22 protein-coding genes are annotated in these 23593 nt (G+C 70.4%); 17 read left to right on the top strand and 5 right to left on the bottom strand.

Annotation, left to right across the window (positions count from 1 at the left end; translation table 11 throughout):
• Positions 1-14 precede the first annotated feature (14 nt).
• The 10 genes from ACFQ6X_RS11135 (at position 15) to ACFQ6X_RS11090 (ending at position 9421) form a co-directional block, all read left to right on the top strand.
• Positions 15-695, top strand: a complete 681-nt coding sequence (locus ACFQ6X_RS11135; protein ID WP_351167751.1) for a response regulator — start codon at positions 15-17, stop codon at positions 693-695.
• 109 nt (positions 696-804) lie between these two features.
• Positions 805-3570: a DNA translocase FtsK gene (locus ACFQ6X_RS11130; RefSeq protein WP_383179293.1), complete on the top strand. Its 2766-nt coding sequence runs from the start codon at positions 805-807 to the stop codon at positions 3568-3570.
• 213 nt (positions 3571-3783) lie between these two features.
• The gene (locus ACFQ6X_RS11125; RefSeq protein ID WP_383179290.1) at positions 3784-4584 is read left to right on the top strand and encodes a helix-turn-helix domain-containing protein; all 801 of its coding nucleotides are present in this window, start codon (positions 3784-3786) and stop codon (positions 4582-4584) included.
• A 156-nt stretch (positions 4585-4740) separates the two neighbouring features.
• A complete protein-coding gene (gene rimO / locus ACFQ6X_RS11120; protein WP_351167757.1) occupies positions 4741-6222 on the top strand; it encodes a 30S ribosomal protein S12 methylthiotransferase RimO in 1482 nt (493 codons plus the stop codon).
• Positions 6219-6998 carry a CDP-diacylglycerol--glycerol-3-phosphate 3-phosphatidyltransferase gene (gene pgsA / locus ACFQ6X_RS11115; RefSeq protein ID WP_383179287.1) on the top strand — a complete coding sequence of 260 codons (780 nt, stop codon included), beginning with the start codon at positions 6219-6221 and terminating at the stop codon, positions 6996-6998. The genes rimO and pgsA overlap by 4 nt, the downstream gene beginning before the upstream one ends.
• Positions 6995-7507, top strand: a complete 513-nt coding sequence (locus ACFQ6X_RS11110; protein WP_383179284.1) for a CinA family protein — start codon at positions 6995-6997, stop codon at positions 7505-7507. Before pgsA ends, ACFQ6X_RS11110 begins: the two co-directional genes overlap by 4 nt.
• Before the next feature lie 109 nt (positions 7508-7616).
• Positions 7617-8000 (top strand): helix-turn-helix domain-containing protein, encoded by a 384-nt coding sequence (locus ACFQ6X_RS11105; protein WP_069169097.1) that lies wholly within the window; start codon positions 7617-7619, stop codon positions 7998-8000.
• 198 nt (positions 8001-8198) lie between these two features.
• Positions 8199-8669, top strand: coding sequence for a DNA starvation/stationary phase protection protein (locus ACFQ6X_RS11100; RefSeq protein WP_329206783.1), 471 nt, complete (start codon positions 8199-8201; stop codon positions 8667-8669).
• Positions 8670-8727: 58 nt separating this feature from the next.
• Complete coding sequence (locus ACFQ6X_RS11095; RefSeq protein WP_383179280.1) at positions 8728-8922, top strand: CsbD family protein; 195 nt, start codon at positions 8728-8730, stop codon at positions 8920-8922.
• Between the two features lie 268 nt (positions 8923-9190).
• The gene (locus ACFQ6X_RS11090) at positions 9191-9421 is read left to right on the top strand and encodes a hypothetical protein (protein WP_383179277.1); all 231 of its coding nucleotides are present in this window, start codon (positions 9191-9193) and stop codon (positions 9419-9421) included.
• Between the two features lie 53 nt (positions 9422-9474).
• Here the strand turns inward: ACFQ6X_RS11090 and ACFQ6X_RS11085 are convergent, their stop codons facing one another.
• On the bottom strand, positions 9475-10281 hold the full coding sequence (locus ACFQ6X_RS11085) for an Fpg/Nei family DNA glycosylase (protein ID WP_383179274.1): 807 nt from the start codon (positions 10279-10281) through the stop codon (positions 9475-9477).
• Between the two features lie 151 nt (positions 10282-10432).
• Positions 10433-15121, bottom strand: a complete 4689-nt coding sequence (locus ACFQ6X_RS11080) for a DEAD/DEAH box helicase (RefSeq protein WP_383179271.1) — start codon at positions 15119-15121, stop codon at positions 10433-10435.
• Positions 15122-15223: 102 nt separating this feature from the next.
• Between ACFQ6X_RS11080 and ACFQ6X_RS11075 the strand changes: the two genes are divergently transcribed.
• From ACFQ6X_RS11075 to ACFQ6X_RS11065, 3 genes are read left to right on the top strand one after another with little or no spacing between them, the layout of a single operon-like run.
• Positions 15224-16087, top strand: coding sequence for an AraC family transcriptional regulator (locus ACFQ6X_RS11075; RefSeq protein WP_383179268.1), 864 nt, complete (start codon positions 15224-15226; stop codon positions 16085-16087).
• A 10-nt stretch (positions 16088-16097) separates the two neighbouring features.
• Positions 16098-16883, top strand: a complete 786-nt coding sequence (locus tag ACFQ6X_RS11070; RefSeq protein WP_383179265.1) for an AzlC family ABC transporter permease — start codon at positions 16098-16100, stop codon at positions 16881-16883.
• Positions 16880-17185, top strand: coding sequence for an AzlD domain-containing protein (locus ACFQ6X_RS11065; RefSeq protein WP_351167777.1), 306 nt, complete (start codon positions 16880-16882; stop codon positions 17183-17185). Before ACFQ6X_RS11070 ends, ACFQ6X_RS11065 begins: the two co-directional genes overlap by 4 nt.
• Before the next feature lie 15 nt (positions 17186-17200).
• On the opposite strand, the gene ACFQ6X_RS11060 is transcribed toward ACFQ6X_RS11065, so the two are convergent.
• The gene (locus ACFQ6X_RS11060) at positions 17201-18115 is read right to left on the bottom strand and encodes a hypothetical protein (RefSeq protein ID WP_383179262.1); all 915 of its coding nucleotides are present in this window, start codon (positions 18113-18115) and stop codon (positions 17201-17203) included.
• A 79-nt stretch (positions 18116-18194) separates the two neighbouring features.
• On the opposite strand from ACFQ6X_RS11060, the gene ACFQ6X_RS11055 reads away from it, so the two are divergent.
• Together ACFQ6X_RS11055 and ACFQ6X_RS11050 are read left to right on the top strand one after the other, a co-directional pair.
• Positions 18195-18389, top strand: a complete 195-nt coding sequence (locus tag ACFQ6X_RS11055) for a DUF3046 domain-containing protein (RefSeq protein WP_329206772.1) — start codon at positions 18195-18197, stop codon at positions 18387-18389.
• A gap of 164 nt (positions 18390-18553) precedes the next feature.
• Complete coding sequence (locus tag ACFQ6X_RS11050; RefSeq protein ID WP_383179323.1) at positions 18554-19675, top strand: AI-2E family transporter; 1122 nt, start codon at positions 18554-18556, stop codon at positions 19673-19675.
• Positions 19676-19690: 15 nt separating this feature from the next.
• Here ACFQ6X_RS11050 and ACFQ6X_RS11045 read toward each other — a convergent pair whose 3' ends face one another.
• Entirely contained in the window at positions 19691-20608 is a 918-nt protein-coding gene (locus tag ACFQ6X_RS11045; RefSeq protein ID WP_383179259.1) for an SDR family oxidoreductase, read from the bottom strand.
• A gap of 268 nt (positions 20609-20876) precedes the next feature.
• Between ACFQ6X_RS11045 and recA the strand changes: the two genes are divergently transcribed.
• A complete protein-coding gene (gene recA / locus ACFQ6X_RS11040) occupies positions 20877-22010 on the top strand; it encodes a recombinase RecA (RefSeq protein ID WP_383179255.1) in 1134 nt (377 codons plus the stop codon).
• Between the two features lie 3 nt (positions 22011-22013).
• Positions 22014-22706, top strand: coding sequence for a recombination regulator RecX (gene recX / locus ACFQ6X_RS11035; RefSeq protein WP_383179252.1), 693 nt, complete (start codon positions 22014-22016; stop codon positions 22704-22706).
• A 150-nt stretch (positions 22707-22856) separates the two neighbouring features.
• On the opposite strand, the gene ACFQ6X_RS11030 is transcribed toward recX, so the two are convergent.
• Entirely contained in the window at positions 22857-23492 is a 636-nt protein-coding gene (locus ACFQ6X_RS11030; protein WP_383179249.1) for a hypothetical protein, read from the bottom strand.
• Positions 23493-23593: the final 101 nt, after the last annotated feature.

Genomic DNA, 23593 nt, shown 5'->3' with positions numbered 1-23593 from the left:
GAGGAGGACGGGCCATGATGCAGAAGGCCAAGATCCTCCTGGTCGATGACCGGCCGGAGAATCTGTTGGCGCTGGAGGCCATTCTCTCTGCGCTCGATCAGACACTGGTACGGGCATCGTCAGGGGAGGAGGCGCTCAAAGCGCTACTCACGGACGATTTCGCGGTCATTCTGCTGGACGTCCAGATGCCAGGCATGGACGGCTTCGAGACGGCCGCGCACATCAAGCGGCGCGAGCGGACCCGGGACATCCCGATCATCTTCCTCACCGCGATCAACCACGGTCCGCATCACACCTTCCGGGGTTATGCGGCCGGAGCGGTGGACTACATCTCGAAGCCCTTCGACCCCTGGGTGCTGCGCGCCAAGGTCTCGGTGTTCGTCGAGCTGTACATGAAGAACTGTCAGCTGCGTGAACAGGCGGCGCTCCTGCGGCTCCAGCTCGAGGGCGGTGCCCACGCGGGCGCCGACGAGAAGGAGCCTGCCGGTCTGCTGGCCGAACTCTCGGCGCGGCTCGCCGCGGTCGAGGAGCAGGCGGAGGCGCTCTCCAAGCAGTTGGACGACGAGTCGGCGGATGCCGCGGCCGTGGCGACCGCCGCCCACCTGGAACGCAAGCTCACCGGACTGCGCCGCGCACTCGACGCGTTGGAGCCCGGCGCGGGCGGCTCGGGAGCCGCTCTGCCCTCGCAGGGCTGACCTGCTGCGGTTGAGGGGGCGTCAGTTCGGCGCCTGCGCAGGACGACACGGTCGGGTGAAGCGGTAGGCACACGTGTCCCCTGCCGTAGACACCGGTAACCTCTGGCACATGGCCTCACGTACGTCCGGCAAGGGTTCCCAGGGCACGGCGGGCACCGCGAAGCGTGCCGGCCGTACCCAGGGACCGGCGAAGAAAGCCGCGCCCGCGAAGAAGACCGCGCCCGCGAAGAGAGCCCCCGCCAAAAAGGCCGTGGCAAAGAAGCCCGTGCCCAAACCCGCACCGTCCCCCACCGGGGGCGTGTACCGACTCGTCCGTGCCCTCTGGCTGGGGACGGCACACGGTGTGGGCGCGGTGTTCCGTTCCATAGGGCGCGGCGCGAAGGGACTCGACCCCGCGCACCGCAAGGACGGCCTCGCCCTGCTGCTGCTCGGCCTCGCGCTGATCGTGGCGGCGGGCACCTGGTCGCATCTGCAGGGCCCTGTCGGTGATCTCGTCGAGATGCTCGTGACCGGTGCGTTCGGCCGGCTCGATCTGCTCGTGCCGATACTGCTGGGCGCCGTCGCGGTGCGGCTGATCCTCTATCCGGAGAAGCCCGAGGCCAACGGCCGTATCGTCATCGGCCTCTCCGCCCTGGTCGTCGGAGTGCTCGGCCAGGTCCACATCGCCTGCGGATCGCCCGGCCGTGAGGACGGCACCGGCGCCATGCAGGACGCGGGCGGGCTGATCGGATGGGCCGCTTCCAAGCCGCTCGTCTTCACGATGGGCGAGGTCCTCGCCGTACCGCTGCTTCTGCTCCTGACGGTCTTCGGTCTCCTGGTCGTCACCGCCACCCCGGTCAACGCCATTCCGCAGCGGCTGCGGCTGCTGGGCTCCAAGCTCGGCATCGTCGACCCGGTGCACGAGCGCGGCGAGCAGGACGGGAGCGACGACGACCGGTACGACGAGCAGTGGCGCGAAGCGCTGCCCGAACGCTCGCGGCGCTCCCCGGGACGCCGTTCGGCGACGGACGGCGACTACGACCCGGACCACGCCGAGGGGGAGGCGCTCGCCAGGCGGCGCCGGCCGCGCAGGCCCTCCGCCCAGCCCGCCATGAACCGCACCATGGACGCCGTGGACGTGGCCGCCGCGGCTGCCGCCGCGCTCGACGGCGCGGTCCTCAACGGAATGCCGCCCTCGCCGGTCGTCGCCGATCTGACGCAGGGCGTCTCCACGGAGCGGGACCGCGAGCGGACGGGAACGCCCGTTCCAGGGGCCAGGGCGGGCGAGAAGGCGCCTCCGGGCGACCGGGCAGGAAAGTCCGCGTCGTCGTCCTCGGGCGGCGTACCCGACCTGACCAAGCCCGCCCCCGAGCGGTCCCAGCCACTGCCTCCGCGCGCCGAGCAGCTCCAGCTCTCGGGCGACATCACCTACTCCCTGCCCTCGCTCGACCTGCTGGAGCGCGGCGGTCCGGGCAAGACGCGCAGCGCCGCCAACGACGTGGTCGTCGCCTCACTGACGAACGTCTTCATGGAGTTCAAGGTCGACGCGGCCGTCACCGGATTCACCCGCGGCCCGACGGTCACGCGGTACGAGGTGGAGCTCGGCCCGGCCGTCAAGGTCGAGCGGATCACCGCCCTGACCAAGAACATCGCGTACGCGGTCGCCAGCCCCGACGTCCGGATCATCTCCCCGATCCCGGGGAAGTCCGCCGTCGGTATCGAGATCCCCAACTCCGACCGGGAGATGGTCAATCTCGGAGACGTCCTGCGCCTCGCGGACGCGGCCGAGGACGACCACCCCATGCTCGTGGCGCTCGGGAAGAACGTCGAGGGCGGCTACGAGATGGCGAATCTCGCGAAGATGCCGCATGTCCTGGTCGCAGGTGCGACGGGGTCCGGCAAGTCCTCCTGCATCAACTGTCTGATCACGTCGGTCATGGTGCGGGCGACCCCGGAGGACGTCCGGATGGTGCTGGTCGACCCCAAGCGGGTCGAGCTCACCGCGTACGAAGGCATTCCGCACCTGATCACGCCCATCATCACCAACCCGAAGAAGGCCGCCGAGGCACTTCAGTGGGTCGTACGGGAGATGGACCTGCGCTACGACGACCTCGCGGCGTACGGGTACCGGCACATCGACGACTTCAACCACGCCGTGCGCAACGGCAAGGCCAAGGCGCCCGAGGGCAGCGAGCGCGAGCTGTCCCCGTACCCCTACCTGCTGGTGATCGTCGACGAGCTCGCGGACCTCATGATGGTCGCGCCGCGTGACGTCGAGGACTCCATCGTCCGCATCACCCAGCTGGCGCGCGCCGCCGGCATCCATCTGGTGCTTGCCACCCAGCGGCCCTCGGTCGACGTCGTCACCGGACTGATCAAGGCCAATGTGCCTTCACGGCTGGCCTTCGCCACCTCTTCCCTCGCCGACAGCCGAGTCATCCTCGACCAGCCCGGCGCCGAAAAGCTCATCGGAAAGGGTGACGGCCTGTTCCTGCCGATGGGTGCGAACAAGCCCACGCGCATGCAGGGAGCGTTCGTCACCGAGGACGAGGTCGCGGCAGTCGTCCAGCACTGCAAGGATCAGATGGCGCCGGTCTTCCGCGAGGACGTGGTGGTCGGCACGAAGCAGAAGAAGGAGATCGACGAGGACATCGGCGACGATCTCGATCTGCTCTGCCAGGCCGCCGAGCTGGTCGTCTCCACCCAGTTCGGTTCGACGTCGATGCTCCAGCGCAAGCTGCGGGTCGGCTTCGCGAAGGCGGGCCGGCTCATGGACCTCATGGAGTCGCGCAACATCGTGGGCCCCAGTGAGGGATCCAAGGCGCGCGACGTGCTGGTGAAGCCGGATGAGATCGACGGAGTGTTGGCCGTCATTCGTGGGGAAACCGCTTCGTAAGAGTTTTGCGGGCAACCGTTTCGCCCGGCCGTACGTCAAGTTGAAGGGAGGAGCAGCGGGATGATCCGTCTTCTGCTCCATCCCCTGCATTGCCCAAGGGGCTGTCCGGCGAACCCGATGGCGTACAAAGTCGTCCCTCCCGGTTGCCCCACCCTTTCGTACCACCCCTAGACTGAACATCCAGCAGGTGGCTCACGCTCGAAAGGCGCCCCCGTGTCCATCGGCAACTCCCCCGAAGACGACCGTCCTTCGATCGGTCGCGCGCTTCAGCAGGCTCGTATCGCCGCAGGTCTGACGGTCGAGGAAGTCAGCAGCTCCACCCGGGTGCGCATCCCCATCGTGCACGCGATCGAGGACGACGACTTCTCCCGCAGTGGCGGCGACGTGTACGCGCGCGGTCACATCCGAATGCTCGCCCGCGCCGTCCGGCTGGAGCCGGATCCGCTGATCGCGCAGTACGACGCCGAGCACGGTGGCCGTCCTGCGCCCACGCCCGCGGCACCGCTGTTCGAGGCGGAACGGATCCGTTCCGAACCCCGTCGGCCCAACTGGACCGCGGCGATGGTCGCGGCGATCGTCGCCGTGATCGGCTTCGTCGGTTTCACACTCTTCAACGGCGACGACGGCTCCGGAACCGCCCAGGTTGCGGAGGGCTCCACGCCCGACAAGACGACTCCCAAGCCCACCCCGACAACCAAGCCCGCCGACCCCAAGCCCGTGCCCTCCGAAAGCGCCATCGCCGCAGCTCCGCGCGACAAGGTGACGGTCAAGCTCAGCGCCACCGAGCGCAAGAGCTGGATCTCGGCGAAGGACCACAACGGGCGGCAGCTCTTCGACGGGATCCTGCTCCCGGGCGACTCCAAGACGTTCCAGGACAACGAGCGCGTCGATCTGGTCCTCGGGGACGCCGGGGCGATCGAGCTCTTCGTGAATGGCAAGAAGGTCGAGGACCGCTTCGAGCCCGGTCAGGTCGAGCGGCTTTCGTACACGAAGGGCGACCCCGAGGTCGGCTGACCTCCCGCCCCGTCCCTTCATCGGTGAGTGCCCGGCAGTCGCGCCGGGCGCTCACCGTCCTTGTTTTCCTTGCGCTTCACCAGGTGTTCGGTCACTCCCTGTAGCAGGGAACCCTGCACGGCAGGACGAGTGCCGGGACAAAGTAGTCTTGAGCCCATGCCCGAACGCCGTACCGTCGCCCTTGTCACTCTCGGCTGCGCCCGTAACGAGGTGGACTCGGAGGAGCTCGCAGGCCGCTTGGCAGCGGACGGCTGGGAGCTCGTCGAGAACGCCTCCGACGCGGATGTCGCCGTCGTCAACACCTGTGGGTTCGTCGAAGCCGCCAAGAAGGACTCCGTCGATGCCCTGCTCGAAGCCAATGATCTGAAGGATCACGGCAGAACCCAGGCCGTGGTGGCCGTCGGCTGCATGGCCGAGCGCTACGGCAAGGATCTCGCCGAGGCGCTGCCGGAAGCGGACGGGGTCCTCGGCTTCGACGACTACGCCGACATCTCCGACCGTCTGCAGACCATCCTCAACGGCGGCATCCACGCCTCCCACACCCCGCGCGACCGGCGCAAACTGCTCCCGATCAGCCCGGCCGAGCGGCAGGACGCCGCCGTCGCGCTGCCCGGGCACGCCCAGGAGGAGGTCACGCCGGCTCCTGCGGACCTCCCGGAGGGTCTCGCACCCGTATCCGGTCCGCGGGCACCACTGCGCCGCAGGCTGGGGACCAGCCCCGTCGCGTCGGTGAAGCTCGCCTCCGGCTGCGACCGCCGCTGCACCTTCTGCGCCATCCCCTCCTTCCGTGGCTCCTTCATCTCCAGGCGTCCGTCGGACGTCCTGGGGGAGACGCGCTGGCTCGCCGAGCAGGGCGTCAAGGAGGTCATGCTGGTCTCCGAGAACAACACCTCGTACGGCAAGGACCTCGGCGACATCCGTCTCCTGGAGACCCTGCTGCCGGAGCTCGCGGACGTCGACGGGATCGAACGGATCCGCGTCAGCTATCTGCAGCCCGCCGAGATGCGTCCCGGCCTGATCGACGTACTCACGTCCACGCCGAAGGTCGCCCCCTACTTCGACCTCTCCTTCCAGCACTCCGCCCCCGGAGTGCTGCGGGCGATGCGACGCTTCGGCGATACGGACCGTTTCCTGGAGCTCCTGGACACCATCCGCGGCAAGGCGCCGCAGGCCGGTGCCCGGTCGAACTTCATCGTCGGCTTCCCCGGCGAGACCGAGGCCGACCTCGCCGAGCTGGAACGCTTCCTCACCGGAGCGCGCCTGGACGCCATCGGAGTGTTCGGGTACTCCGACGAGGAGGGCACGGAAGCCGTCGGTTATGAGAACAAGCTGGACGCCGACGTCATCGCCGAGCGGCTCGCCCACATCTCGCAGCTGGCCGAGGAACTGACCTCGCAGCGCGCCGAGGAGCGGGTCGGCGAGACCCTTCAGGTCCTCGTCGAGTCCGTGGAGTCCGAGGAGGACGGCCCCGTCGCAGTGGGCCGCGCAGCGCACCAGGCGCCCGAAACGGACGGCCAGGTCGTCTTCACCGCACGCGAGGGTCTCGTGCCGGGCCGTATGGTCGAGGCAAAGGCAGTGGGCTCCGAGGGAGTGGACCTCGTGGCCGAACACCACGAGCTTGCGGAGGCAGCCAGATGACGGGAGTCCCGGCATCCGCGGCAGGCGGCTCCGGCGCGACGCCGGTACCCCGCGGCGGCAAGCTGGGCACCGCGGCCGTCAACCAGGCCAGCCTGTGGAACATCGCCAACATCCTGACCATGGTGCGGCTGCTGCTGGTTCCGGGCTTCGTGATGCTGCTCCTGCACGACGGCGGCTACGACCCGGTCTGGCGGTCCTTCGCCTGGGCGGCCTTCGCCGTAGCGATGATCACCGACCTGTTCGACGGACATCTGGCGCGCGCGTACAACCTGGTGACGGACTTCGGGAAGATCGCCGACCCGATCGCCGACAAGGCGATCATGGGCGCGGCGCTGATCTGCCTGTCCTCGCTCGGGGATCTGCCGTGGTGGATCACGGGCGTGATCCTCTTCCGGGAACTCGGCATCACCCTCATGCGGTTCTGGGTGATCCGGCACGCGGTGATTCCGGCCAGTCGCGGCGGGAAGATGAAGACGCTGGCGCAGGGCACGGCCGTCGGGATGTACGTCCTGGTGCTGACGGGCCCCCTGGCCACGATGCGCTTCTGGGTGATGATGGCCGCCGTCCTACTGACGGTCGTCACCGGCCTCGACTATGTGCGCCAGGCCGTTGTGCTGAGGCGCCAGGGGCTGGCGGCCGAGCGGTACGCGGCCATGGAGGCGGTCACGGCGGCAGCGGATCCGGGCACGGGCCCGGACGCTGCGAGCACGGAAGCCGGCGGAGAACCCGCGCAGCCCGTGAGCGGCGGCCGAGGCGCTGCGGAAGCCGAGCGGTGACTGCCGTGGCGGCCCGGGTGCTGCGGCGGCTCGTGGAGCGGGGCGAGACACTCGCCGTCGCCGAGTCCCTCACCGGCGGCCTGGTCGCCGCGGAGCTCACCTCCGTACCCGGTGCCTCGCAGTCCTTCCGCGGGTCCGTCACGGCGTATGCCACGTCCCTGAAGCATGACGTGCTGGGCGTCGACGGAGCGCTTCTCACCGAGCGTGGCGCGGTGGACCCCGACGTCGCGCTCGCGATGGCAGCAGGCGTACGGCTGACCCTGGGCGCAGACTGGGGAGTGTCGACCACCGGGGTCGCGGGTCCCGAGCCGCAGGACGGCAAGCCCGTCGGAACGGTCTACGTGGCGGTCTCCGGGCCCGGTGGCGTACGGAAAGTCGCCGAGCTGAGGTTGAACGGCGAGCGGGCGGACATCCGTAGAGAGAGTGTACGGAGCCTGCTCGAGCTGCTCTCCGGCGAACTCGGCGACAATGCGAGGGCACAGGATACGGAACAGAACGGGGGGAATTGATGTTTGCAGCCCTGAGTGAACACGACATCGCTCCCCGCACGGCCGCAGCGCAAGGCGGTACGGTGGGGCGTGAAGGATGCGGCTACGCGGTCCGAGGAGGGAGCCACCGATGATTCTGCTCCGTCGCCTGCTTGGTGACGTGCTGCGTCGGCAGCGCCAGCGCCAAGGCCGTACTCTGCGCGAAGTCTCCTCGTCCGCCCGAGTCTCGCTCGGCTATCTCTCCGAGGTGGAGCGGGGGCAGAAGGAGGCATCCTCCGAGCTGCTCTCCGCCATTTGCGACGCGCTTGACGTACGGATGTCCGAGCTCATGCGTGAAGTGAGCGATGAACTGTCTCTGGCAGAGCTGGCCGAGTCGGCAGCAGCCAGCGACCCGGTGCCTGTACCGGTACGCCCAATGCTCAATTCCGTCTCCGTGTCGTCGGTCGCAGGCGTGCCGACGGGACGAGTGACAATCAAGGCGCCCGCGGAAGCGGTGGATGTCGTCGCCGCCTGACCTGCGTGGTTCATTGAGAGCCGAGAGCCCCGGTCGACCCTGATGGGTCGGCCGGGGCTCTCGGTGTGTGCGGGGCTGTTCGCCGGGCAGGCGCGGAGTGAGGCGCGCTTTCGCAGGAGCCGCCCGATGAGTGTTTTGTGACATATGTGCCATCGTGGACGGGTGGTACGCCGAACAGCAATCTGATCGGAGAATCGCATGTCTGTCGTGAAGAGTCCGTTGTCGGAGAGCGACCGCAAGGTCGTGGGGGATGCGCTGCAAGGCGCCCTGGTCGACCTGATCGACCTCTCCCTGGCGGCGAAGCAGGTCCACTGGAATGTGGTCGGTCCGCGCTTCCGGTCCGTGCACCTTCAGCTCGACGAGGTCGTGGACACGGCGCGGCAGCATTCGGACACGGTCGCGGAAAGGGCTTCAGCGGTCGGTGTCAACCCTGACGGGCGAAGCCGGACCCTCGCCAAGACCACGGCGATCGACTCCGTTCCGGAGGGCTGGATCAAGGACGTGGACGCGGTACGGGCACTCGTGGACGCCCTCCGTGTGGTCATCGACCGCATGCGGGAGCGGATCGACGCGACCGCTGAGCCGGATCCCGTCAGCCAGGACATCCTGATCACGCTGACGGCGGATCTCGAGAAGCATGCGTGGATGTTCCAAGCCGAGAGTGCCTGACCCGACCAGCGGCCAGCTGTCAGCGTCAGCTGTCAGCGGCGAACGAGGAGGAGTCGACATGCGTGACAAGAACGCCGTGGACAAGGCAAAGGGCAAGGCCAAGGAAGCGACCGGCAAGGTGACCGGTAACCGCCGTATGGAGGCCGAGGGCAAGACCGACCAGGCGAAGGCCAAGGCCAAGGACGCCCTGGGCGCGGCCGGTGACCGCGCCAAGGGTGCCAAGGACTCGATGACCGACGGCGACGGGCACTAGGGCCCCTCGAGTACGCCCCCGCCGACTCCGGTCGGCGGGGGCGTACGCATGCCAGGGGCCGGGCGCAAGGGCCCGGGCGTGGGATGGCAGGCGGGGCCGTATCGGGGGAAACTGCGGGGAGGGCCGCCGTTTCACCCTCTCCCGCGGCCCGTCGGAGAGCGCGCGTCACCGCCCCGTTCGCGCCGCGCACGCCGGTAGTGCACCGGTGCGCCCTCCCCTCAGCAGATCGAGCCGTACTAGCGTCCAGCGTCGGCCGGAGGAGGCAGCCATGGTGCGGCGGTGGGCGCTTGTGCTTGTCCTCGGCGGAGTGTGGTGGTGGGCCGTGCTCCGCCTGTTGCTGGCGCCGGAACACGCCGGACTGGTCGAGGGCGCGGTGGCGGCCGGCGGCTGGGGGCTGAGCCTGCTGCCCGTTCATGTCACGGCGACTGTCCGCCCGGTGCGCGTGGCGAAGCGGGCCGCGCCGGAGAGTCGTGAGAACAGTGAGCTCGGAACGGAGTGATCCCTCCTGCGGCAGGCCCGGGCGGAGTGTCCTGTGCCGCGGTCGGCCGTCTCCTAGTGAGTGGGCCCCGACTGGCAGTGTGGGCACCAGTACGTGGGCCGGTCGGCCTGGTCCGCTTTCCGGATCGGGGTGCGGCACCTCAGGCAGGGGCGGTGGCCCCGGCCGTAGACGAAGAGCCTCTCCCGCGTGCGGGCCCGGCCGAGAGCGGCGACGGGGCCGGTCGTCGTCCGTGTGGGGCGGTCGCGGTTGGCTTCGAGGAGCTGCTTGGCGGTCGTCACCAGCCGGCCGGCCGTGGGTACGGGCAGCTCTCCCACGGGCAGCCAAGGGGTGACGCGGGCCAGGAAGCAGAGCTCGCACTTGTAGACATTGCCGATGCCGGCCAGGTTGCGCTGGTCCAGGAGCGCTTCCCCGAGGGGGCGTGCGGGGTCGCTGAGCAGATTGCGCAGAGCGGTGTGCGGTTCCCAGTCGGGCCCCAGCAGATCAGGGCCGAGATGGCCGACGACCTGCTCCTCGTCCCGGGTGCGGAGCAGCTCGAGGACGGGGAGCCGGTAGCCGACGGCGGTGTGCTCCGCGGTGGCGAGGACGGCGCGGATCTGGTGGGCGGGCCCGCCGCTCCAGCGTTCTCCCGCCTCGTAGACGCGCCATGCACCGTCCATCCGCAGATGGCTGTGAAGGGTGAGACCGTCTTCGATGCGGGTGAGGAGATGCTTGCCCCGCGCGGTGACATCGAGCACAGCACGGCCGGTCAGGTCCGCGGTGGCGAACCGGGGGACCCGTAGGTCGGAGCGGGTCAGCACATGACCTGCGAGCGCGGCGTCAAGACGCTTGGCGGTCTGCAGGACGGTGTCACCTTCGGGCATGTCTCCATGATGCGCGGCCCCCGGCATGGGCGGGAGCTGCCGACCGTCGCCGTCACCTGAGGCAGGCAGGCGGCGTCGCCGTCACCTGAGGCCGGAAGGCAGCGCCGCCGTCACCTGAGGCCGGAAGGCAGCGCCGCCGTCACCTGAGGTCTCAGGCGCGCAGACGCAGCCCTCTGGGTGTGGCGAGGAAGCCGGCTGCTTCCAGGGTGCGGCCCAGCGGGGAGGTGAGGGAGGAAGCACCGTTGGTGCGCTCCACCGTCACGGTGCCGAGGGTCCCGGCGCGGGCTGCCGACGCGAGCGCCTCGGCCGCCGCCAGAAGTGCGGGATCGGCGGGGTCGGTCGGCCACGCCAGCAGGGTCTTGCCGCCGCGCTCCATGTACAGCGTCAGCTCGCCGTCGACGATGACCACCAGAGCACCGGCCTTGCGGCCGGGCTTGTGCCCGGCGCCGTCCGGGGAATCGGGCCAGGGCAGGGCGGCGCCGTACGCGTTGGCCGGATCGGCCGCCGCGAGAACGAGCGCGCGGGGAGTCGCGCCGGGGTCCGTACGGTCACGGGCGGTCGACGTTGCCCTGAGCCGGTCCACGGCACCGTCCATCGCGAACTGGGCTGCTCCCAGGCCCTCGACGACATACCCGCGGCGTGCCTGGCCGCTGTCCTCGAACGCGGCCAGGATGCGGTACGTCGCGGAGAACCCGCCCTCGACACCTTCGGCCTGCACGGCGCCACGGGTCACCACACCGTGGCGGTCCAGGAGCGTGCGGGCCAGGGCGTGTGCGCGGTGGGTCGGTTCGGGCTCGGCCGGGGGCAGCAGGGACCAACGGCCCGAGACGGTCGGCGGACCGGTGCGGGACGCCGGACGAGCCGCGGCGCTCAACGAGCCGTAACGGCCGCGCGGGACACTGCGCTTCGCGCGGTGGGCGGTGGATCCCGCCGTGCGCCCCGAGCCCAGGAGCGAGCGCAGCGGGGCGAGGGTGTCGTTGGTGAGGCGGCCGGACCAGACAAGGTCCCACAGTGCGTCCGCCAGTTGCGGATCGGTGCAGTCGGGGTGGGTGGTGGCGCGGACCTGATCGGCGATCTGCCGGAAGAACAAGCCGTATCCGCCCACCAGGGCCGTGAGGACCGACTCGTGCAGCGCGGTCTGCTCCAGCGGGTGGGGCGGTGGCAGGAGCAGCGGCGCACTGTCCGCAGGGTAGAGGGAGAGCCAGCCGTCCTTCCCGGGCAGCGCGCCCGCTCCGGCCCAGACGACTTCGCCGGTGGTCGTGAGCTCGTCGAGCAGGGCGGGGGTGTATCCCGCGACGCGGCTCGGCAGGATCAGCTTCTCCAGAGCCGATGCGGGGACCGGGGCACCCTGCAACTGCTCGATGGCGCGGGCCAGTCCGTCGATCCCCCGCAGGCTGTTGTCGCCGAGGTGCTGCCACTGGGGGAGGAAGCCGGCCAGGGCGGCGGGTGGCACAGGCTCCAGCTCCTGGCGGAGCGCTGCCAGCGAGCGGCGGCGCAGGCGCCGCAGGACCGTGGCGTCGCACCACTCCTGTCCGATTCCTGCCGGGTGGAACTCGCCCTGGACGATCCGGCCGGACGCGGCGAGCCGTTGCAGCGCGCCGTCGGTGACAGCGCTGCCGAGACCGAAGCGGGCGGCGGCCCGTGTGGTGGTGAACGGGCCGTGGGTACGGGCATGGCGGGCCAGGAGGTCGCCGAGAGGATCCTTCACCGGCTCGGTGAAGGCCTCGGGAACCCCCACGGGCAACGCGGTCCCCAGGGCGTCCCGCAGCCGGCCCGCGTCCTCGATGGCCGCCCAGTGGGCGGATCCGCCGATGCGCACCTGGATCGCGCGCCGCGCCGAGGCGAGCTCGGGCGCCCATGCGGGCTCGGCACCGCGCGCGGCAAGTTCGTCGTCGGTGAGCGGACCGAGGACGCGCAGGAGATCGGCGACACCTTCGATGTCCTTGATCCTCCGGTCCTCCGTCAGCCACTGCAGCTCCCGCTCCAGTTCGTCGAGGACGTCGGCGTCGAGCAGCTCGCGCAGTTCCGCCTGGCCGAGCAGCTCGGCCAGGAGATGGGAGTCGAGCGAGAGTGCGGCGGCACGCCGCTCGGCGAGCGGGGAGTCACCCTCGTACAGGAACTGTGCGACGTAACCGAACAGGAGGGAGCGGGCGAACGGTGAAGGCTCGGTGGTCGTCACCTCGACCAGACGGATACGGCGCGCCTCCAGATCGCCCATCAGCTCTGTGAGACCCGGGACGTCGAAGACGTCCTGGAGGCACTCACGGACCGCTTCGAGAACGATCGGGAACGAGCCGAACTCGGAGGCCACCTGAAGCAACTGGGACGCTCTCTGACGCTGCTGCCAGAGCGGGGTGCGCTTTCCGGGGCTGCGGCGGGGCAACAGCAGGGCACGCGCCGCACATTCACGGAATCTGGACGCGAACAGGGCCGATCCGCCCACCTGGTCGGTGACGACCTGGCCGATCTCCCCCTTGTCGAAGACCACATCAGCGGCGGCGACGGGAGGCTGCTCACTGTCGTACCCGCCGCCACCCGGGAAGCCCGGGGCCACATCGTCCCGCCCGGAATCAGGTCCCGGCTGCTGTCCGGGACCCGCCTGCACCGGATCGAAGTCGAGGAGGTCGAGTCCCATCAGATCGGCGTCCGGAAGCCGCAGGACGATGCCGTCGTCCGCATGCATGATCTGGGCGTCCATGCCGTACCGCTCGGCGAGCCGGGCGGACAGGGCGAGCGCCCAGGGGGCGTGCACCTGGGCGCCGAACGGCGAATGCACCACGATGCGCCAGTCGCCGAGCTCGTCGCGGAACCTCTCGACGAGGATGGTCCGGTCGTCGGGGACATGACCGCAGGCGCGACGCTGCTCGTCCAGGTACGACAGGATGTTGTCCGCGGCCCACGTGTCGAGGCCCGCGGCGAGCAGCCGGTCCCGGGCGTCCTCGGGCGACAGCCCGCCGATCTCCCGGAGAAAAGCGCCCAGCGCACGGCCCAGCTCCAGTGGCCGACCCAACTGGTCGCCCTTCCAGAACGGCAGCCGTCCCGGTACGCCCGGGGCGGGCGAGACCAGGACCCGGTCCCTGGTGATGTCCTCGATCCGCCAGGACGTGGTGCCCAGGGTGAAGACGTCGCCGACCCGGGACTCGTACACCATCTCCTCGTCCAGCTCGCCGACCCGCCCGCCGCCCTTCTTGGGGTCCGCTCCGGCGAGGAAGACCCCGAAGAGCCCGCGGTCGGGGATGGTGCCGCCCGAGGTGACGGCGAGCCGCTGGGCACCGGGGCGGCCCGTGACCGTACCGGCGACGCGGTCCCAGACGACGCGCGGGCGCAACTCCGCGAAGGCGTCGGACGGATACCGCCCGGCCAGCATGTCGAGCACCGCGGTGAACGCGGACTCGGGGAGCGAGGCGAACGGGGCGGCCCGCCGGGCCAGTGCCAGCAGATCATCGGCCTGCCAGGTGTCGAGCGCGACCATGGCGACCAGCTGCTGGGCCAGCACGTCCAGAGGGTTGGACGGGATCCGGAGGGCCTCGATGGCACCCTGGCGCATCCGCTCGGTGACCACCGCCGCCTGCACCAGATCACCGCGGTACTTGGGGAAGACCACCCCTGTCGATACGGCACCCACCTGGTGACCGGCGCGGCCCACCCTCTGCAGCCCCGAGGCGACGGACGGCGGGGACTCGACCTGGATCACCAGATCGACCGCACCCATGTCGATACCGAGCTCCAGGCTCGAGGTGGCGACCACAGCGGGCAGCCGGCCTGCCTTGAGGTCCTCCTCGACCTGGGAGCGCTGCTCCTTGGACACCGAACCGTGGTGCGCACGAGCGAGCAGGGCGGGCGCGCCCTTGGCCGCCCCGGACTCGGCCATGATCTCGGCGGGGGAGTGGGCCTCGGGCATGGCTTCGCCCGTTGCCCGCTCGTAGGCGATCTCGTTGAGCCGGTTGCAGAGGCGCTCCGCCAGCCGCCGTGAGTTGGCGAAGACGATGGTGGAACGGTGGGACTGGACGAGATCCGCGATCCGCTCCTCGACATGCGGCCAGATCGACGGCTTCTCCGCCTGGTCCGCGCCGCCGTCCGTGGCGGGGGAGCCGCCCAGTTCACCGAGATCCTCGACCGGAACCACGACCGACAGGTCGAACTGCTTGGTGGACGGAGGCTGGACGATCTCCACCTTCCGCTGCGGCGACAGGAAGCGCGCCACCTCGCCCACCGGACGCACGGTCGCCGACAGCCCGATGCGACGCGCAGGCCGCGGCAGTAGCTCGTCCAGGCGTTCCAACGACACGGCGAGGTGGGCACCACGCTTCGTGCCCGCGACGGCATGCACCTCGTCCAGGATCACCGTCTCGACCCCCGCGAGCGCCTCCCGGGCCGATGAGGTGAGCATCAGGAACAGCGATTCGGGGGTGGTGATCAGGATGTCCGGCGGCTTGGTCGCCATCGACCGGCGCTCGGCCGGCGGGGTGTCGCCGGAACGGATCCCGACCCGCACTTCCGGCTCGGGAAGCCCCAGACGCACCGACTCCTGGCGGATCCCGGTCAGGGGCGAGCGCAGATTGCGCTCCACGTCGACCGCGAGGGCCTTCAGCGGCGACACGTACAGCACCCGGCAGCGCTTCTTCGCCTCGGCCGGCGGCGGGACCGCGGCCAGCCGGTCCAGCGAGGCGAGGAACGCGGCGAGCGTCTTGCCCGAACCGGTCGGCGCGACGACCAGGACGTCCGAACCCTCGCCGATGGCCCGCCAGGCACCCTCCTGCGCCGCGGTGGGCGCGTCGAAGGCACCCGAGAACCAGCTACGGGTCGCAGGTGAGAACGAATCGAGTGCGGAACCGGCCATGTCCCCCATCGTGCACCCCACCACTGACAACGGCCGCCGAGCCCGCCCGACGTCCACCGACCGGACCTGCGGGCACCGGCCCGGACCTGCGAGAATGCCAGCATGGCGGCTACGGGAGCAGCGAGGGAGTGGGCGAGGTACTGGCAGCACGCCGAGCTGCCCGAGCTCGATCTGCTGCGCGCCCGGTACGTCCGTCACACCTTCCCGCGCCACAGCCACGAGGGCTACGTCTTCGGCACGATCACCCGCGGGATCGAGGACGTCGGGCTGCCCGACGGCACCGTGCACGCCGGTCCGGGCACCGTGGTGATGATCAACCCTGAGGTGCCGCACACCGCCCGCGCCGGAGACCCAGAAGGCTGGGTGTACGCCACGCTCTACCCGTCCGCCCAGGTGGTCAACGACATCGCGGCCGACCTGACGAGCCTGCGCGGCACGGTCGGTTTCGCCGAGACCAGCACGGTGGACCCGGAGGCCGCCCGGCTGATCACGGAGGTCCACCGGGCGGCGGAGGAGAGCAACGCGCTGGCGGCCGACAGCCTGCTGAGGGTTCTGGTCGCCCGGCTGCTCGACCGCCACGGCCGGGTGCTGCCCACCCGCACGCCCCGCTCCGCGGGCGCCGGCGACGCAGCCCGTGCGCGGGCGGCACTGGAGGCGCGGATGGAGCGGCCACCCACCCTGGACGCGCTCGCCACCGAGCTCGGCACCAGCCCCTTCGCGCTGCTCCGGGCCTTCAAGAAGCAGTACGGGATGCCACCGCACACCTGGCTCACCGACGCCCGGGTCCGCCGGGCACGGCAGTTGCTGGACACGGGGGCCACGCCCGCCGATGCCGCCACGGCTGTCGGCTTCACCGACCAGCCCCACCTCAACCGCCACTTCACCCGGATCGTGGGAGTGCCCCCGGGCGCGTACCGGCGCGAGCGTGCAAGAACGTACAAGACCGGCGCGCATCTAGCCACGTAACGTTCCGGGCGTGGCAGAACAGACAGCACCCCCCGAAAGCAGCGGCGTCATAGCCGCAGACCCGCCCGCCGTCGAGGAGAAGACGGACGCGGCGGTCGTCCGCGACGCCCTCGGCGTGGGCGTCGCGGTAGGTCTCTCCGGCTTCGCGTTCGGGGTCACCTCGGCAGGCTCCGGGCTGACCCTCCTCCAGACCTGCGTCCTCAGCCTCCTCGTCTTCACCGGCGCCTCGCAGTTCGCCCTCGTGGGCGCGCTCGCGGCCGGCGGCAATCCCTACACCGCCGCGGCCGGAGCGTTCTTCCTCGGCGTACGCAACGCCTTCTACGGGCTGCGGCTGTCGCAGCTGCTCGCCCTGCCGCGCGCGGTACGGCCCTTCGCCGCACACTGGGTCATCGACGAGACGACCGCGGTCACTCTGCCCCAGCCCACCCGCCGGGCGGCGCGCATCGGCTTCACGGTCACCGGACTCACCCTCTACGTGCTGTGGAACCTGACCACGCTGGTGGGCGCACTCGGCGCGGAGGCGCTCGGCGACACGGACACCTGGGGGCTGGACGCCGCGAGTCCGGCGGTGTTCCTCGCCCTGCTCGCGCCGATGCTGAAGAGCACCACGGAGCGCGTCACGGCCGGCGTCGCCGTCCTGCTGGCCCTCGGACTGCTGCCGGTACTGCCCGCCGGCGTACCCGTACTGCTGTCCGCGCTGGCAGCCCCCGTAGTCCTCTTCCTGATGGGACGTGGGAAGACCGCACAGACCGACGCCGCCGCAGGCGACACGGACAAGCCCCAGGAGCGCCGATGAACGTCTGGATCGCCATCGGACTCACCGTGGCCGGCTGCTATCTCGCCAAGCTCGCGGGGCTGCTGGTTCCCGCCGGAGTACTGGAACGACCGGTCGTCCAACGACTGGCCGCGCTGCTGCCGGTGGCGCTGCTCGCGGCCCTCACCGCGCAGCAGACCTTCGGCGACGGACAGCAACTGGTCCTGGACGCCAGAGCGGCCGGACTGGCCGCGGCGGCCCTCGCCCTCGTTCTGCGGGCACCCTTCCTGGTCGTCGTCGGCGCCGCCGTCGTGGTCACCGCGGGGGTACGCGCCCTGGGTTAGGCGCCCGGCACCGGTTCAGCGGAGGCTGCGCCCGTGCGCCCGTAGGGTCTGCAGGGCCTTGAGCGTCACGATCGGGCGCCCCTCCAGAGCCGTGCCCGGTGCCCACTGCCGCCAGGTGACCGGCCAGCCGCCGTCCTCCTGCTGCCCGGCCTCCAGATGATCGAGCGAACGGTCCAGCTCGGCGTCGCTGAACCAGCGGCGCGCGAGCGACCCGGGCGTACGCACGTAGTCGTACGGGAAGTGGTGCTCACCCGGGGCGTATCCGGGAGCCACCGGGTGGTCCGCGGACCGCTGCGGATCCAGCACCACCAGCCGCTGCTCACGCACCAGCCGCCCCAGACGGTCGGCGGCGGCCTCGGCGCGCGCCCGGTCCGGGACACCGTCCAGGAAGGCGACGGCCGCCTCGATCTCGTAGGGGTGGGACTGCTCCAGCGCGTCCACGGCGGACCAGCAGAAATCGGTGGCCCGGAAGAGCCAGGCGTGCCACACCTGATTACGGTGCAGCAGCCCGACGACGGGGCCCGTGGCCAGCAGTTCGGCGGGCGGCTCGTCGACGACCGGGATGAACGGAGCGGCGGGATAGCCGCGCTGGGAGGGAAGCAGTGCCGGCAGCGCGCCCTCCTTGGTCGACACGTCGGTCAGATAGCGACAGATCCGTTCCACGCGCAGACCGCTGCAACGACCGATCGAATCGAGAACACTCAGCGCGTGGGCGGTGTGCAGCGGCTGGCTCACGGGCCCGCGAAGGTCGGGTTCGAGCGCGTGCCCGTAGCCGCCGTCCTCGTTCAGAAAGGCGGCGAGCGCGGTCTCGACCACATCCGCACCCCCGTCCAGGAAGTGATGGGCGAACCGCCGCTGCTCGAGGACACGTGCGGTGAGCCAGATGAACTGCTCGGCGCGGGCGAGGGAATTTGCTCCGGTTCCAGCCATGGACCGACCGTAGAGGGGAAAGCGCCGCCGGTAGGGCGTACCGGCTCGGCTGCACTCTCAGGAGCGGGATACTGAAGGCATGCGGTTGACGATTTTCTGGGAGCGGATGGCGGACCACTTCGGTGAGGGGTACGCGGATTCCTTCGCGCGCGACCACGTGATGGCCGAGCTCGGCGGCCGTACGGTGCACGAGGCGCTCGCCGCGGGCTGGGAGACCAAGGACGTCTGGCGCGGGGTCTGCTCGGCGGTCGGCATCCCCGCCGACAAGCGCTGACCCGGAAGGTCCGGCACCGGGGCGGGGCACCCGCTGTCACCGGAGTGAGCGAGACTTGTCCCGTGGCACCGACAGACGAGACCGCCGAGATCCAGCCGCCCGACTCACCACCCGTCCCGCCCGCCGAGCCACCGACCCCGCCGCCCGGCAGCGGTCCGGTCCGGATGCCTGCCTGGCTGCCGCGCGCGATGATCCTCGCCCTGGCGCTCTACGGGTGCTTCCAGCTCGGCAGCTGGGCGTTCGACCAGCTCATCGGGTTGCTGACCAACATCCTCATCGCCTTCTTCCTGGCGCTCGCCATCGAGCCGGCGGTCAGCCGCATGGCGACGCGCGGGATGCGCCGCGGACTCGCCACCTTCCTGGTCTCCCTCGGTGTGCTGATCTTCGGAGTCGGCTTCGTCGTCCTGCTCGGCTCCATGCTCGCGGGCCAGATCGTCGACATGGTCGAGGACTTCCCCCAGTACCTCGACTCGGTGATCAACTGGGTCAACGAGACCTTCCACACCTCGCTCTCGCGGGTCGAGGTGCAGGACAGCCTGCTCCACTCGGACTGGCTCCAGAAGTACGTACAGAACAGCGCGACCGGAGTACTCGATGTCTCCACGACGGTGCTCGGCGGGCTCTTCCGGCTGCTGACGATCTTCCTGTTCTCGTTCTACTTCGCGGCCGACGGCCCCCGGCTGAGGCGGGCGCTGTGTTCCGTACTGCCGCCCGCCCGGCAGGCCGAGGTGCTGCGCGCCTGGGAGATCGCGGTCGACAAGACCGGCGGCTACATCTACTCGCGCGGCCTGATGGCGCTGATCTCCGGAGTGGCGCACTACATCCTGCTGGTGATCCTCGGTGTGCCGTACGCTCCGGCGCTCGCGGTCTGGGTCGGTCTGGTCTCCCAGTTCATCCCGACGATCGGTACGTATCTCGCGGGTGCGCTGCCCATGCTGATCGCCTTCACCGTGAATCCCTGGTACGCGCTGTGGGTGCTCGGATTCGTCGTGGTCTACCAGCAGTTCGAGAACTACGTGCTGCAGCCCAAGGTCACCTCGAAGACGGTCGACATCCACCCCGCGGTCGCCTTCGGATCCGTGGTCGCGGGTACCGCTCTGATGGGCGCGGTCGGTGCGCTGATCGCCATTCCCGCGGTGGCGACGCTCCAGGCGTTCCTGGGCGCGTACGTGAAGCGCTACGCCGTGACGGACGACCCGAGGGTGGGCGGCGGCCACGGCCGACGCCGCGGTGAGCCGGTGCTGTCACGGATCCGCCGCGCTGTCAGGCGCCGCCGGGACCGGTGACGCGGGGCTGCCGGCTCAGCGGTAGCCGGAGACGTCGGCGGGCAACCCGGGGTCCTGGACCTCGGTGAGGTACCTCCAGGCGTCGGGCCGGCTGCCGTCGAGATCCGTGAAGCCGTAGACCTGCGCCAGCTGCCCGCTGGACAGCGAGTCCCCGTTCCAGCGAGCCACCTCGGGATCCTGGGCGAGCGCGGCCACGGCCCGCCCGACGAACGCCGGTGACTCCGAGATGGCGAAGTGGGGCGAGTGGGCGACCGCGTCACGCCAGTTCGCCTCGGTGACGCCGTGGGCCTGGAGCATGGCCTCGGACCTGAGCCAGCCCGGAGTGAGTGACACAGCGGTCGCCCCGTGCGGCTCCACCTCGTGCGCCAGGGCGAAGGCCATGCGGTTCACCGCGGCCTTCGCGAGGTCGTAGAAGAACGACACCCGGTAGTTGGTGGCGTTGTACTCGTCCGTGCCGTCCGTCACCTCGACCACGAGGCCGCCCGGTGTCGCGATGAGCAGCGGGATCGCGAAGTGGCTGGTGATCGCGTGGGTGTCCACGGCCAGGCGCAGCGTGTGCAGCCCGGTGTCCAGGGACGACTCCCACACGGTCTTGTCCCACTCGATCTCTGCGCCCCAGATGTCGTTCACCAGGACGTGCAGAGCCCCCTGCTCGCTCCGGATGCGTGCCACCAGCGCGCTGACCTGGGCGGGCACGAGATGGTCGACCCGGACGGGGATGCCGTGACCGCCCGCCTCGTCGACGAGCGCCGCGGTCTCCTCGATGGTCTCGGGGCGGTCCATCTCCGAGCGCTCGGAACCGCTGGTGCGTCCGGTGACGTACACGGTCGCTCCGGCCGCCCCCAGCTGTACGGCGATTCCTCGGCCCGCACCGCGCGTACCACCGGCGACAAGAGCGACTTTTCCTGACGGACCACTCGGAGGCATCTCCATGACGCCGGAACCTAGCATGGCTCCTGTCACTTTTCGTTGACTCGGTCGACCTCGACTGTTATAAGCCACTACGCTCGGCTGTGCCGGCCCGGCGTGGTGTGCTTGACACCAAAATCGAACATCCATTCTCATTGGATTCCGGCCGGGTTTTCCCGGGCACGACCGTGGAGTTGTCCACAGGTCGGGAGGACGTCGAGGCCCATTGTCAGTGGCAGGGGTTAGCGTCTTTGACGTGAAGCGATCGACTCAAGCAAATCGGGTGGAACCCATGGCAGGTAACGACCGCGAGAAGGCGTTGGACGCCGCACTCGCACAGATTGAGCGGCAATTCGGCAAGGGCGCGGTGATGCGCCTCGGTGAGCGGCCGAACGAGCCCATCGAGGTGATCCCCACCGGGTCGACGGCACTCGACGTCGCGCTCGGCGTCGGCGGCCTGCCGCGCGGCCGTGTGGTGGAGGTGTACGGACCGGAGTCCTCCGGTAAGACGACGCTGACGCTGCACGCCGTGGCGAACGCGCAGAAGCTCGGCGGCACGGTGGCCTTCATCGACGCCGAGCACGCCCTCGACCCCGAGTACGCGAAGAAGCTCGGCGTCGACATCGACAACCTCATCCTGTCCCAGCCGGACAACGGTGAGCAGGCTCTCGAGATCGTGGACATGCTGATCCGCTCGGGCGCCCTCGACCTGATCGTCATCGACTCCGTCGCGGCCCTGGTGCCCCGTGCGGAGATCGAGGGCGAGATGGGTGACTCGCACGTGGGTCTGCAGGCCCGCCTGATGAGCCAGGCGCTCCGGAAGATCACCAGCGCGCTCAACCAGTCCAAGACCACCGCGATCTTCATCAACCAGCTCCGCGAGAAGATCGGCGTGATGTTCGGCTCGCCGGAGACCACCACCGGTGGCCGCGCGCTCAAGTTCTACGCCTCGGTGCGCCTCGACATCCGGCGGATCGAGACGCTCAAGGACGGTACCGACGCCGTCGGCAACCGCACCCGCGTCAAGGTCGTCAAGAACAAGGTCGCGCCCCCCTTCAAGCAGGCCGAGTTCGACATCCTCTACGGCCAGGGCATCAGCCGCGAGGGCGGTCTGATCGACATGGGCGTGGACCACGGCTTCGTCCGCAAGGCCGGCGCCTGGTACACGTACGAGGGCGACCAGCTCGGCCAGGGCAAGGAGAACGCCCGCAACTTCCTCAAGGACAACCCCGATCTCGCCAACGAGATCGAGAAGAAGATCCTGGAGAAGCTCGGCATCGGTGTGCGGCCGAAGGACCCGGCGGCAGAGCCCGCAGCCGACGCGACGGCCACCGCGGGTGGTGTCGCGGCCGACGGGACGGCGAAGTCTGTGCCCGCTCCTGCGACCAAGGCGAAGCCCGCCAAGACCGCGGCGGCCAAGAGCTAGGCCGTGACGCGTCGCACGGAGTGGCAGGACAGCGCCGCCGGCGCGGGTCCCGGCCCCGAATTCGCCGCAGAGTCCGCAGACGGTCCCCCGGGTTCCGGCCCGGGGACCGGGTTCGGTGAGGGGGCGGGCCGTCGTTCCCGCTCCCGTTCCAGAAGCAGCGGTTCCCCCGCCCCGTCGAGGGCCGGGAAGGGGGAACCGCTCGACCCGGTCGAGCAGGCACGCAACATCTGCCTGAGGCTGCTCACCGGGACCCCGCGCACGCGCAAGCAGCTCGCCGACGCCCTGCGTAAACGGGAAGTCCCCGACGAGGCGGCCGAGGAAGTGCTGTCGCGCTTCGAGGATGTCGGGCTGATCAACGACGCGGCGTTCGCGGGCGCCTGGGTCGAATCCCGGCACCACGGCAGGGGGCTGGCCCGTCGTGCTCTCGTGCAGGAGCTGCGCACCAAGGGCGTGGACTCCGCGCTGATCGACGAGGCGGTCGGACAGCTCGATGCCGAGCAGGAGGAGGAGACCGCCAGGGAGCTTGTCGCGCGCAAGCTCCGGTCCACCCGAGGGCTGGACCGGGACAAGCGGCTGCGCCGGCTCGCGGGCATGCTCGCGCGCAAGGGGTACGGGGAGGGGATGGCCCTGCGCGTGGTCCGTCAGGCGATCGAGCAGGAGGGCGAGGACGTGGACGGGCTGGACGAGACCTACTGAGAGTGGTCGGCGGTAGCGGAGGGGGCTGTCGCCGGCCGGTGTCGGAGGGGATCGGCGTCCCACGTACCTGGTCCCGAGCCCCGCATGCGTGGGGTGCGGCAGGCTCGGAGTCCCGCAGGTTGCGGTGTGGGCAGGGGCCGGGGGGCCGACTCAGTGTCCGGCGAGGGAGGCCCGGCGGATCGTGGCGTCGAGCAGGGCCAGCGCATCGGAGGCGGTACGCCCGGGTTGGCGGTTCCACGGGCCGATCAGTCCGGTCCAGCCCTGTGAGCGCAGTTCGGTGATCAGCCAGGCGCCCGCCCGGTCCACGGTGCCGAGAGAGCCGTAGCCGAGCCTGTGCGCGGTCAGCATGGCCCCGCACACGCAGCGGGCACCACGGGCGTTGCGCAGACGGTACGGCGTGTTCTGCCAGCCCCACTCGGTCAGGATCTGCCGCGCGTAGCCGAGATGGGTGGAAGGGCGGACATCCGGCTGCCCGATGCGGCGCCACGCGTGCAGGCGCTCGGGCAGGACCGCACCCAGCCGCCCGGGGAGCGGGCGCTCGCGGGGGAGGGCCACGGGCATCGCCCGCAGCGATTCGTCGATGAGCTCGTCGACGGGTACGGACAGCAGATCCCGCCAGTCGGCCGGGGGCAGGGACGGTGCTGCGTGTGAAGGCGTGGGTGCCGGAAGGTCCGGCTCGGGGACGGTGCGCCCCCAGCCCGTGACGATCTGCTGCCACACCTGCGTGTCATGGAGCAGCGAGGCCTGGGCGTCGAGCTGGTCAGGGGTGAGGCGAGCGGTTTCCATCGGCGCGACATCTCCGTACATTCCGATCCTCAGTGATGAGGTGAATGTCCGTCGCGCGGGGCGAATGCTCCACCGGGGAGCGGCGTTCGGGTGGGGCGGGG

The sequence above is a fragment of the Streptomyces sp. NPDC056452 genome, assembly GCF_042796085.1.
Taxonomy (GTDB): domain Bacteria; phylum Actinomycetota; class Actinomycetes; order Streptomycetales; family Streptomycetaceae; genus Streptomyces.
Note: the sequence above shows the minus strand (reverse complement) of the source record. Positions and strands in the feature narration are given on the sequence as shown.

Excerpts from the sequence above, each read along its gene's own strand:
- ACFQ6X_RS11135 (WP_351167751.1), top strand. The coding sequence starts at position 15 with ATGATGCAGAAGGCCAAGATCCTCCTGGTCGATGACCGGCCGGAGAAT.
- ACFQ6X_RS11130 (WP_383179293.1), top strand. The coding sequence starts at position 805 with ATGGCCTCACGTACGTCCGGCAAGGGTTCCCAGGGCACGGCGGGCACC.
- rimO (WP_351167757.1), top strand. The coding sequence starts at position 4,741 with ATGCCCGAACGCCGTACCGTCGCCCTTGTCACTCTCGGCTGCGCCCGT.
- pgsA (WP_383179287.1), top strand. The coding sequence starts at position 6,219 with ATGACGGGAGTCCCGGCATCCGCGGCAGGCGGCTCCGGCGCGACGCCG.
- ACFQ6X_RS11105 (WP_069169097.1), top strand. The coding sequence starts at position 7,617 with ATGATTCTGCTCCGTCGCCTGCTTGGTGACGTGCTGCGTCGGCAGCGC.
- ACFQ6X_RS11100 (WP_329206783.1), top strand. The coding sequence starts at position 8,199 with ATGTCTGTCGTGAAGAGTCCGTTGTCGGAGAGCGACCGCAAGGTCGTG.
- ACFQ6X_RS11095 (WP_383179280.1), top strand. The coding sequence starts at position 8,728 with ATGCGTGACAAGAACGCCGTGGACAAGGCAAAGGGCAAGGCCAAGGAA.
- ACFQ6X_RS11090 (WP_383179277.1), top strand. The coding sequence starts at position 9,191 with ATGGTGCGGCGGTGGGCGCTTGTGCTTGTCCTCGGCGGAGTGTGGTGG.
- ACFQ6X_RS11085 (WP_383179274.1), bottom strand. The coding sequence starts at position 10,281 with ATGCCCGAAGGTGACACCGTCCTGCAGACCGCCAAGCGTCTTGACGCC.
- ACFQ6X_RS11080 (WP_383179271.1), bottom strand. The coding sequence starts at position 15,121 with ATGGCCGGTTCCGCACTCGATTCGTTCTCACCTGCGACCCGTAGCTGG.
- ACFQ6X_RS11075 (WP_383179268.1), top strand. The coding sequence starts at position 15,224 with ATGGCGGCTACGGGAGCAGCGAGGGAGTGGGCGAGGTACTGGCAGCAC.
- ACFQ6X_RS11065 (WP_351167777.1), top strand. The coding sequence starts at position 16,880 with ATGAACGTCTGGATCGCCATCGGACTCACCGTGGCCGGCTGCTATCTC.
- ACFQ6X_RS11060 (WP_383179262.1), bottom strand. The coding sequence starts at position 18,115 with ATGGCTGGAACCGGAGCAAATTCCCTCGCCCGCGCCGAGCAGTTCATC.
- ACFQ6X_RS11055 (WP_329206772.1), top strand. The coding sequence starts at position 18,195 with ATGCGGTTGACGATTTTCTGGGAGCGGATGGCGGACCACTTCGGTGAG.
- ACFQ6X_RS11050 (WP_383179323.1), top strand. The coding sequence starts at position 18,554 with ATGCCTGCCTGGCTGCCGCGCGCGATGATCCTCGCCCTGGCGCTCTAC.
- ACFQ6X_RS11045 (WP_383179259.1), bottom strand. The coding sequence starts at position 20,608 with ATGGAGATGCCTCCGAGTGGTCCGTCAGGAAAAGTCGCTCTTGTCGCC.
- recA (WP_383179255.1), top strand. The coding sequence starts at position 20,877 with ATGGCAGGTAACGACCGCGAGAAGGCGTTGGACGCCGCACTCGCACAG.
- ACFQ6X_RS11030 (WP_383179249.1), bottom strand. The coding sequence starts at position 23,492 with ATGGAAACCGCTCGCCTCACCCCTGACCAGCTCGACGCCCAGGCCTCG.